We start from the raw sequence: 9,508 nt of genomic DNA on the forward strand, positions 1-9,508 counted from the left end.
AGCAGTGTATATCATTCTTATCTCTTTTTAGGTGGAGGAACTCTCATTACTCCAGCCGATAAATCGTTAAAAGAGGGATCTATTTTTTTGTATTTTCTTTAACAACAGTATTTTCATCATTTTCTTTTGCTAATGGGGTTATCTTGTAAAAAAAATCAGAGTGTTTTTGCCATCATCCATAGATTCTATCGCTCCTATAAAATATCTATTGAATGCGTATTTCCTTTCTTTACCATCTGCCCCACCTCCTTTTTCGAATAATTTAAACCCAAATCCCTCAACTGCCTCTAATTGAAGCTCTAAAAATTCTGTTTTAATAGGGGTAGTGTACGTAAGAGAACTTATGCCAATTCCTTTATACTCAATATTAAAATGTCTCATTGAACTTCCTCTCCCCTTAGTAAATGTCAAAACAATTGTACTATCGGTCTTATCAGAATTTAAAAGTCTATAATTATGTCTTTTTAAATATACCCTTAAATCATCGGGAGAAGTAATCTTATCAGTAAGATAAAAAAAAGATTGAATAGAAGGAAAGGAAGATTGAGCTGTAGATGTAAAACTAAGAAAGCAAAAACAAGCAACGGCAAGAAATAATTTCATTCACAACAATTTCAGTTAAAGATAATCCAATTATCATTTTAACCAAAAATGCAGTATTATTTCCTGAAAATAAATTTTTCAACTGTTAATCTTACACATTGACAACTCTTTATAAGAAAGGATTTTTTGTATTTAATCATCACAAGGTAGGGTTATACCTTTTAGAAGCCTTAGGAGTTTTAGGAGTTGCATTTTGATACATTGCCATGCCAATATTTGAAAGATTATTCACACCGTTATTAAGGCTCGCATTTCCTGCCCCTCTTAACTGTGCTATTTTATTCATAGCCTCCGCATATTTATCCGCTTTATTGTATTGAAACTCCTTGTCTTTATAATCCGCTACGTTTTGATTTTGAGCCAACAATTGAGCCTCGTTTGCTTGTTGCATTTGTGCATCTTGAGCATCAAGATTCAAAGAAGCGTCATTCGCCTGAGCAACAATATTACCAACGGCAGCCAATCCATTTCTCTGAGTGGAAAGCGCATTTAGGCCAGCAGAAACATTTCTATTAATATTGTTTTGAGCATTAGCGTATTGCTGTGTACCCATTCCTTGAGCAGCTCTCTTTTCTGCTATCTTTTGATTTAGGGCTACTTCTGCGGGAGTTGAATAAACCGGCCTTACCGTTTTCTTTTCTAACCTCCTGGCTTTTGCTCGCTGAAACAACCCTACTCCTAATCCTATAAGGCTACTCGCCCCTCCCGAAATTGCGCCTATCGCCCCATCACTCATTCCCATAATGTAAATTTACTAATAAAACACTTCAATATTTAAAAGTTTTAGGCGTGAAACCCGGCGTAAAATAAATCATGGCTATTTGCAGGAGAGATAACTTGTTGTTTTAACGGCTGGGGGATGCCGGGGAAAATTCATTTAGAAAACCGGGGGGGCTACTTTGGAAACAAAAACATAATCTATTGATTATAAAATAATTAGCTAAACCACATTTAAATGCAACTACTTGAATCGTTACAATTTTACTACCACACCCTAATTTATCAGAATGTATTGTATTGCAAACCAGCAAGTTGAGGAAAATTTAATACAGTCCTATCAGGACTAATTTTGTATTTCAATCCTATTTTGTATAATAGTGAGAGTTGACTAACCCCCCACTAAACTTTTAACACATGAACAATTACTTACAAGCAACAGGAAAATTTGACATTTTAGGAGATGAAATATTTCTTAATGACACAGTAGAACTTATTTTAATAGACGATGCAATAGACTTTGGAGTAATAGGAATAGATACTCTTCACGTAATTACAACAGATACAGGAGAGTTATCAGCATTAGATTGTTTTGGAGAATTAATAAGGATAGATGATTGGTCTAATGTTAAAAGAGTAGATAACTCTAAGATTTACAATTAATAATGTATCTACTTTCTAATTAAATGACTTAATAGGGCTATTTTAAGCCCTATTGTTGTTTTTTCTCCTTTATCTAAAGAAAATGTATTGGTTCTCCTGATATTTCTATAGCTACCCGAAAACTATAACCAAACACTACAAATTACTTTGAAATTTTCAATTTAAAATATTGCCGAATAAAATTAGATAACATTCAGTAGTTAAGAAGATTAAATTGAAAATAAGAGTAAGTACGCTATAGACATTTTCAAAATGCGGCATTAGACAAATTAATAGAGATGTTGGTGATTTGTTGGTTCCTAAAAAAGGAAAAAGCACCTACTTTTATCGTAAGTGCTTGATTATTAAGTGGGAGCAACAGGATTCGAACCTGTGACCCTCTGCTTGTAAGAAACAAGCATATATGCCTTTCAGAGCTAAATAAAAGTGTTTTTAATCACTCTATATGTACTTGTACGAACTATGTACGAACTCAACAGCCAGGTAAAAAAATTAATGAATTAAAATGCAATCTAATAAAAAGAATTCCTATAGTAATCCCTCATCTGCAAAACTGTAATAGCCTTCTGAACTAATTATCAAGTGATCCAGTACAGATATATCTAACAGTTCTCCTCCAGACTTCAGCTTCCTTGTTAATTGTCTGTCTGCTTCACTTGGTTTAAGATTACCAGATGGATGATTATGTATAAGAATAATTCCAGATGCAGCAGCTTTAATAGCTGAACAAAAGATGATTTTTGGATCTGCAATTGTTCCTGACATACCTCCTGTACTAATTTCAATAAGTCCTAAAACTCTATTAGCTCGATTAAGAAGCATTACTTTAAACTGTTCTACTAAGTCTAACGTTCCTAAATTCCAATGCTCTCTGACTACTAAAAATGCGTCTTTTGATCCTGTGATTTTAGGTCTGTCAGAAGCTTTGATTTTTGATTTGTAAACTAGTTGCACCTCGGCAACTTGAATTTGATTTTGTACCATAATAGTTTGAATTAATTATGGTACTCTCCTCGGCTAAGAGCAATCAAGTCCAAAAGGAAACGATATAAATTGATAGTGGGTTAGACTGAGGGTTTATGCTCGGCAATCTTTTGGACGCTTCAGTAGCTCTTAGCCTAACTTTGTATTATGATTAATGATACCTCACTCTCATAGTAGCACTGCACATTTTTATTTCTGATTGTTTAATCTATATACCTCTTTATAAGAAAATGTGCTTGGAAGCTTTAGCTATTTTTTTAAAAGCTATTAGCTTCTAAAGTATCAAATACCTATTTTGTTCTTCTTAAACTAACTCTCAATTTTATGTTTACGCGCTCTATTTGCATCTTCTTATTGTTGTTACCCCTAGTTTCTTTTGCTCAGCTTAAGGAAGAGATAAAAAAACAGGCTCAGATTATTATTACTGCGACTAAGAATTCTGATTTCGAAACCGTTATTAGCAAAACGCACCCATCTCTTGTAGCAAAGCTTGGGGGTAAGGAGCAAATGTTAGTTGTAATAAAAGAAGGAATGGAGAAATTAGCATCGGAGAGCATTAAAATTGATACAGCAGTACTTGGAGAGCCAGGTGAAATCTTTCAGGCTGGTGAAGAACTCCATTGCCTAGTGCCAGAAGTGATTGTACTTGGCTCTCCTATGGGAAAATTAGTAAGCCAATCACATTTATTAGCAATTAGTGGAGATGAAGGATTAACATGGGCGTTTTTAGATGTTGGTGAGACAATAACAGACGATAATATTATAGAGTTGATTCCTAACTTTAATAGAAAGCTCAAGATTCCTATGAACCCTAAACCTGTTCTTTATAAGAATAAGCAATGAAATTCTTACCTCCTTAATAGGCCTGTATTAGGACACCACTTATATCTTAAGGTATTAAAAGGGACTGTTGTATTTTTTAATGACGCTATCTAATACCGTCGAGTTAGGATTCTGTACTGTAGATTCAAATGCAACTGGCATTGCTGGCAAAAGCGTCTTTGGTATTACTGAGTCTTTTAACCAGCCAGTAGCAGTATACCAATCGTCTTTTAATCCATGTGGAAAATCTGCGATATGTTGAACTTTGTTATTCTTGTAAACAAACACTTCTACTGCTGGAGAAGGATGAGATGTGTGTTTGTGGTCGTTGTTTAACGGTTTTTTGTTTAGATTCTCAAACTTGATATTGATTGTATCCCAAAGACCCTGAGTAATACTACCTTTATAATAACCTTGTAGTTTAGCGCCTTTCCCTCCAAAATAAATATAGTTTAGACTGCTATCCACAGAAAAAGCAAAGTAAGGACAACCACCTTCCCAACATTCACCACCTGTTGCAAATGTAATCTTTTGAATGTTATTGTTTCTTTTTAAAGGTTGCTTTGAGCACGATAAGAATGCAAACAGAAAGCTAATAAGAATGAAAAGTGTGCTCCTATTCATATTTTGTTTTGATGCAAAAGCCTAATTCTTTCCATACTCTTAACTTAGAGTAGATCCAAATGTTAGCTTTTAAAATAGGTGGGTTAAAATAAAATTTAATGAAGGGATATTAATCAGAGTTTACATTGTCAAGTATTTCTCTTAACTCTTTATAACTCTTACAAATTTTCTCCTTTTGTCCTTCGGGTATATACTTTGGAAATCTTACATAATGAAACTTCGCGTCTTGTTTTATATACCTCATCCCAACTGTCTCTCTCGCAGTTGTTCCAATACAAACTACCAGCTTTGGCTTCAACATCTCAATCTCCCTATAAATTAAATCCTGATCATTGGAAGGAGTTCTCCTCGCATCAAACACATATGATTGCGTTGCTATTTCTGACTTTATATCAAGATGTTTATGAACGTTGTTATAAAGATGCTTTTTCCACCACCTCTCAGAAAATGAAGAGATAATCTCAGACTCTTCAGTGAGCCAAAGATGTGCAAGTGCCGTTATACTTAATTTATTTTTATCTGACAGTGACCCTTCAAAGACAAAAAAGAATTTTGCTTCTCCAGTAGAGACAACATCCTCTCCAATAAATGGCAAATCAGTACTTCTTACCCTTTTGTCATCCTTTATCCTGTTTTCTACTTCATTTGAAAATACTTCTATGTAGTTCTGATAGAAATTATACAAGTAAGGGAATGATGACGAAAGGCTACAAATGATATTATTCGAGCTAGTAGTTAATTGGGTTCTAGTATATACTTTATATTCACTGTGAAGATCAGCAAGTTTTCTAGCAATTTGCATAAATTCTATTCTAGTAAGATGTTATATAAATAGTCTATAATCATATGTTTTTCCTTCAAATCTAGAAAGCAGTTTTCCTATCCTGGCAATTTCATTTGAAGAATCAATAGTGGATGGAAGTTTGGAGTAAAGGTCAAGTGAGTTCCAGTTCATTTTAGTCAATCCTAATATTTCAGTTGCAATGGTATTAATATTAGATTCCCCGTAATGTTTAGTTATTTTGACAGGCGCGGGAATACTCCTACCTCCTAAATAAAATTTGTAATTTGGTTGTCTGACTGATGGAACTATGCCGTGTGTCCACAGGAGAGCAGTATATTTATCGATAGCAATACAAGTTCCTCTTGAAATAGGGAATTTGTCTACTTGTAAAGTGTTTTGATAAACACTCATTGCAACGAAGCGGGCATCAATCTCAAAGTTAATCTCTATTAAATCTATTTTCTTTATTCCAGCTTTATTTAAACTGGCCTTGATTCCATTGATTTCATCTTCAGTAAACTTTGTTCTTTTATGTATCACTACTCTTTCTGGAAGTTTGTCAAGAGACTGATAAAATAATTCGCGGATTGACACTCCAAATTGAAAAGCGTCTTTGTATGACAGATAGGGATTGAGTTTTTTGTCTAGGAAGTAATTGTCAATCTTTGAGAGTCTATATTTCAGGCCCTGCCCATTTGAGTCATATATGTGGCTACAGCCAATGACGATTTCGGATTTGTCTTGAATTTTTGAAACACTATAACCAATACCGGCATAGGCAGTGTTCTTTTCTTGATTGCTTAGAATCCACGGTGTCCTCAGTGATTTGACATAAAATGACAAAGATAGCCACCAATAAATTTGACATTTCAATTTGTCACTTAATGTATCTTCTCTGATTAATTGAGTCGAAATGCCTCTTGAAGCCGAGAAAGCTTTAATATAGTCATGTAGGTCAAAACTTTCTCCTTCATTAATATAACTTTCAAATGGCTGCCATTCATTTGGTATAAATATTACAATTGTTCCCTGGCCTTGTGTATTTGAAACTCGATCAATTTTAGATGTAATGAGCCTAACTAACTTGATTGCATTTTTGTGATTTTCTAACTCATTGTCTGCAATAAAATCAATGTCTAACCATCTCTCGCTATTTTCAAAGTATGGTATATTAATGGGGATATTAAAAGCAGCAGCAAACCCAGGGTAGTCAATAAGATAATCTGAATCGAGATTTTCTCGTTGGTGTTTTACTTGTAACTTCGATAAGAATTCATAAAACGACTTTGAATATCGGTTTCCACATACGACAGTTAAATTGATTTCACTTGAATGGATCACCCCATTGAGATTTACATCAAAAGGTCGGTTGTTTACTAACCCTCTCATTGGATGAAAGTCTTTAAATTCAATATCTGTTGAGATATTTCTAAAAACCAGTTGTGGCTCTAAGAATTGCACACCCTTAAATTGAGTCTGCTTCTTATCATAGTTATTAGGTGGGTAGGACCTGTAACTAGGATCTAACACAGTTATTTCACCAAATGCGGTCTTTGACGAAATTTGAAATTCAAAGCCAGTTCCTGAAGAGAGAGGATAATCAAATTTGGTTCGTTTATCATTGAATAGAGTTTTATTCCAAAAAGCTAATACTTCATCATATTTGTTATTGAACAGTTTTTCTAATTGAATTTTGCTTATTGATTGTTTTTGAGTTTTTGATATTTCTTCTGGAGACGAAAGATAAACTGTGGGAGTAAACGATAAATAACCAAAGCTTTTATTTTTATCAAAGTAAAAGGACAAGTAAATAGCTTTATGTACGTCTACATTTCCCGACTTTCTTTCAATGCTTCTAAGCCAAATTTTATCCTTAAAATTTGTATCAAGGTTAGTATTAAAGGAGAAGTGGGTTAATATTGCCTTAAGCATCAAAGATTTAAAGGCTGACACGTTTTCAATATCAAATTTAGAAATAGGCTCTCTTTTTATTTCTGATTTTAAACAGCTCTTAAAAACATTACTAAGATCGGTTAACGTTCCAAGTGCAAACACTTTGTTTTTAAAAGGTACTGCACAGATACTTGAATCTTTGGTGATTGATTTCAAAAAACTCCAGGGTTTTTCGTCTTGGTAATCGATCTCGAATTGGAATACTTCTTTTGGAAACACAATGGGGTGTAAATTGCTTTTTATGTACTTGTCTGTTTTTCCAAAATCCAAGCTAAATTCTGTTTTTAGATAGTCATCTTTTTCAGTTGTTTCTAAAGCTTCTTGAATTTTTTTGGCAATAGTTTGATTGTCTTCAAATGCTGATTTAGCTAAATGAATTAAAGTTTTATCAAAACCGTCAGTCGCTATATAATAAGCTTCTCTGCCTGCTGCTCGGACTTGCAAAATAAGTTCTGATACTTCCTTATTCATGTTGTCTCCATAACCGCACCAATATAATCTCCCAGCTCCTTTCTTTGAAAATGCTGTTATAATTGCTTGCATTAATGATTTATCTCGTCCACTATATCCAATAACTATTAAATTCTTATCAATATGATAATTAGCTAAATGCTCCCTGAACGTTTGGTCTTGAGTATCTAATTCATTGTCTGTGTTTTTAAGTGTTGCGAACTTGAAATCCCCGTGTAAGGCTATGGTTAGTAACTCCTTATTACTTTGATTGCGATATATCCTATCTACATTGTCTAAGGTAATTTCAATTGGGGTTAGTTTATTTTGATGGGCTGATCGTGCGGTTAAGCCATCAAAGTTTGTTGTCCAAACCGATTTAACAACACCGTGTTCAGCTAATAAACAAAGCAGTTTATAGCCGATATATGGCTCTTTATTTTCAATTAAATTAAAGAAATACTTACGTCTATCGTCAGTGATCGGATATGCCTTCTGTGCATAAAACGAATATTCTTCAATAGCGTCAAGCTTGGGATATTCACCTTGGGTATCTAACCAATTTTGAATGCTTCTTCTTACAGCTTCGTCTTTATAGTTCTTATAGAACTCCGCTGCATTAATGTTTTTAGATAAAAAGATGTCTTTTTTCCATTCCCAAATACAATCATATGCGGTTTGTATTCCTGAACTGATAGAGGCGCCTGCTCCTAATAAAAAGGAATGAGGAACGTCTATGTTTCTTTTAAAAGACCTGAGAAATGCAGAATATTCTAGATGAAGGTTGTTTGTCATTGGACTACTATTGAAGCAAATTTGTTATAACACTTTACAAGTTTGTATAAAGGTAAATGTAATAAAAGCATCTAAGATCTACCGCCCATGTGTGTAGTATTTGAATCTACACAACCATTCAGCGAACCAGCATGCGAATGGAGCAAACGTCTAAGCAGAGAGAGCACTGAAAGTGCGACTGCTTAGTATGCTTCACAAGCAATTGGCGGAACTATTGAAGTTAAAGGGATGTGTGGTGCTAATCAATAGTTGTGACAGTTGTGAAGCGTTTTGCGACCGCATGGTGAGCCTAACATGGAAAGCGATTGGATTTTTAAGGGTTGTAGCAAAGCGTAAACTTTTAAAAAGACAAAGAAAGCTTTCATGAAGAAACGACTTTGCTAAAGCAAAAAGGATGACAGATTGAGAAGCTAGGATAGAAAGACGACACATTTTTTAAGTGGGTGGTATAAGAGTATAAGCAATAATAAAAAAAAGTGCGTCTTTGTGCTTAAGAGCAAGTGGAGTTAATCTGTTCGCAGAACTGTTTAACGTAACGCTATCTGGCGTCCTTTTATGCTGGCATTGGAGTTTCGTAATACCTTTCTTCCTGCACTATCCGTACATCTTTGCAATGCACGTACATCAAAGGGCGAAGTGGAAGCAGTAGCTTTTAAATAAACCACTGACGATTCATATTAAGAGATCGAAGACCAAGACCTACCTTATCCTTCCTTAAGCAGCAGTAAGAGGGGAAGGTAGGTTTTGGGATGAAAGTATAGTATCTTTCTTATTTCTTAAAAATTAATTTATTTTCTTTATTTATACTTTTTGTTTATATTTAATACCCATTTTATGATAAACATTACCAATGCTTAAAACCCAACAGCATCGCAAGAAGAAACTTCAATCTTTTAAAATATCTTATTTTGATGAGAAAGGAGATCTGTTAACCGGTATAGTAAAGCAAATCTCCAAAGATGATTATGAAGTCTTTGTTAAGGAAAAGGGAGTGGTAATACACTGTATAAAAGACGAAAATGGTACAATCGTTTGTAACCTTAACAGTGTAAAGAACCTACCGTGGATAGAAGGAATAAGTAAAGAAGTAGAAAAAGAACTTAGCTTACAGCT

At 34.1% G+C, this 9,508-nt stretch carries 10 protein-coding genes; 3 read left to right on the plus strand and 7 right to left on the minus strand.

The window, feature by feature from the left end; all coding sequences use genetic code 11:
- Positions 1–138 precede the first annotated feature (138 nt).
- Both ACLCDL_RS12415 and ACLCDL_RS12420 read right to left on the minus strand, forming a co-directional pair.
- Positions 139–603 carry a hypothetical protein gene (locus ACLCDL_RS12415; protein ID WP_423148627.1) on the minus strand — a complete coding sequence of 155 codons (465 nt, stop codon included), beginning with the start codon at positions 601–603 and terminating at the stop codon, positions 139–141.
- 139 nt (positions 604–742) lie between these two features.
- Positions 743–1,339 (minus strand): hypothetical protein, encoded by a 597-nt coding sequence (locus ACLCDL_RS12420; RefSeq protein WP_423148628.1) that lies wholly within the window; start codon positions 1,337–1,339, stop codon positions 743–745.
- A gap of 398 nt (positions 1,340–1,737) precedes the next feature.
- Here ACLCDL_RS12420 and ACLCDL_RS12425 point away from each other — a divergent pair, with 398 nt between their 5' ends.
- Positions 1,738–1,983: a hypothetical protein gene (locus tag ACLCDL_RS12425; protein ID WP_423148629.1), complete on the plus strand. Its 246-nt coding sequence runs from the start codon at positions 1,738–1,740 to the stop codon at positions 1,981–1,983.
- Between the two features lie 528 nt (positions 1,984–2,511).
- On the opposite strand, the gene ACLCDL_RS12430 is transcribed toward ACLCDL_RS12425, so the two are convergent.
- Positions 2,512–2,967, minus strand: coding sequence for a JAB domain-containing protein (locus ACLCDL_RS12430; RefSeq protein ID WP_423148631.1), 456 nt, complete (start codon positions 2,965–2,967; stop codon positions 2,512–2,514).
- Between the two features lie 324 nt (positions 2,968–3,291).
- Here ACLCDL_RS12430 and ACLCDL_RS12435 point away from each other — a divergent pair, with 324 nt between their 5' ends.
- Positions 3,292–3,810: a hypothetical protein gene (locus ACLCDL_RS12435; RefSeq protein ID WP_423148632.1), complete on the plus strand. Its 519-nt coding sequence runs from the start codon at positions 3,292–3,294 to the stop codon at positions 3,808–3,810.
- Positions 3,811–3,864: 54 nt separating this feature from the next.
- Here ACLCDL_RS12435 and ACLCDL_RS12440 read toward each other — a convergent pair whose 3' ends face one another.
- From ACLCDL_RS12440 to ACLCDL_RS12455, 4 genes are all read right to left on the minus strand, one after another.
- Positions 3,865–4,413, minus strand: a complete 549-nt coding sequence (locus tag ACLCDL_RS12440) for a DUF6438 domain-containing protein (RefSeq protein ID WP_423148633.1) — start codon at positions 4,411–4,413, stop codon at positions 3,865–3,867.
- Between the two features lie 109 nt (positions 4,414–4,522).
- On the minus strand, positions 4,523–5,215 hold the full coding sequence (locus ACLCDL_RS12445; RefSeq protein ID WP_423148634.1) for a hypothetical protein: 693 nt from the start codon (positions 5,213–5,215) through the stop codon (positions 4,523–4,525).
- Between the two features lie 21 nt (positions 5,216–5,236).
- A complete protein-coding gene (locus tag ACLCDL_RS12450) occupies positions 5,237–8,395 on the minus strand; it encodes an SIR2 family protein (RefSeq protein WP_423148635.1) in 3,159 nt (1,052 codons plus the stop codon).
- Positions 8,396–8,922: 527 nt separating this feature from the next.
- Positions 8,923–9,060, minus strand: a complete 138-nt coding sequence (locus ACLCDL_RS12455; protein ID WP_423148636.1) for a hypothetical protein — start codon at positions 9,058–9,060, stop codon at positions 8,923–8,925.
- Between the two features lie 185 nt (positions 9,061–9,245).
- Between ACLCDL_RS12455 and ACLCDL_RS12460 the strand changes: the two genes are divergently transcribed.
- Positions 9,246–9,508, plus strand: a 263-nt coding sequence (locus tag ACLCDL_RS12460) for a hypothetical protein (protein ID WP_423148637.1), incomplete at its 3' end; no start/stop codon positions are given.

It is taken from the genome of Rubrilithobacter danxiaensis, assembly GCF_047272945.1.
Classification (GTDB): domain Bacteria; phylum Bacteroidota; class Bacteroidia; order Sphingobacteriales; family Sphingobacteriaceae; genus Rubrolithibacter; species Rubrolithibacter danxiaensis.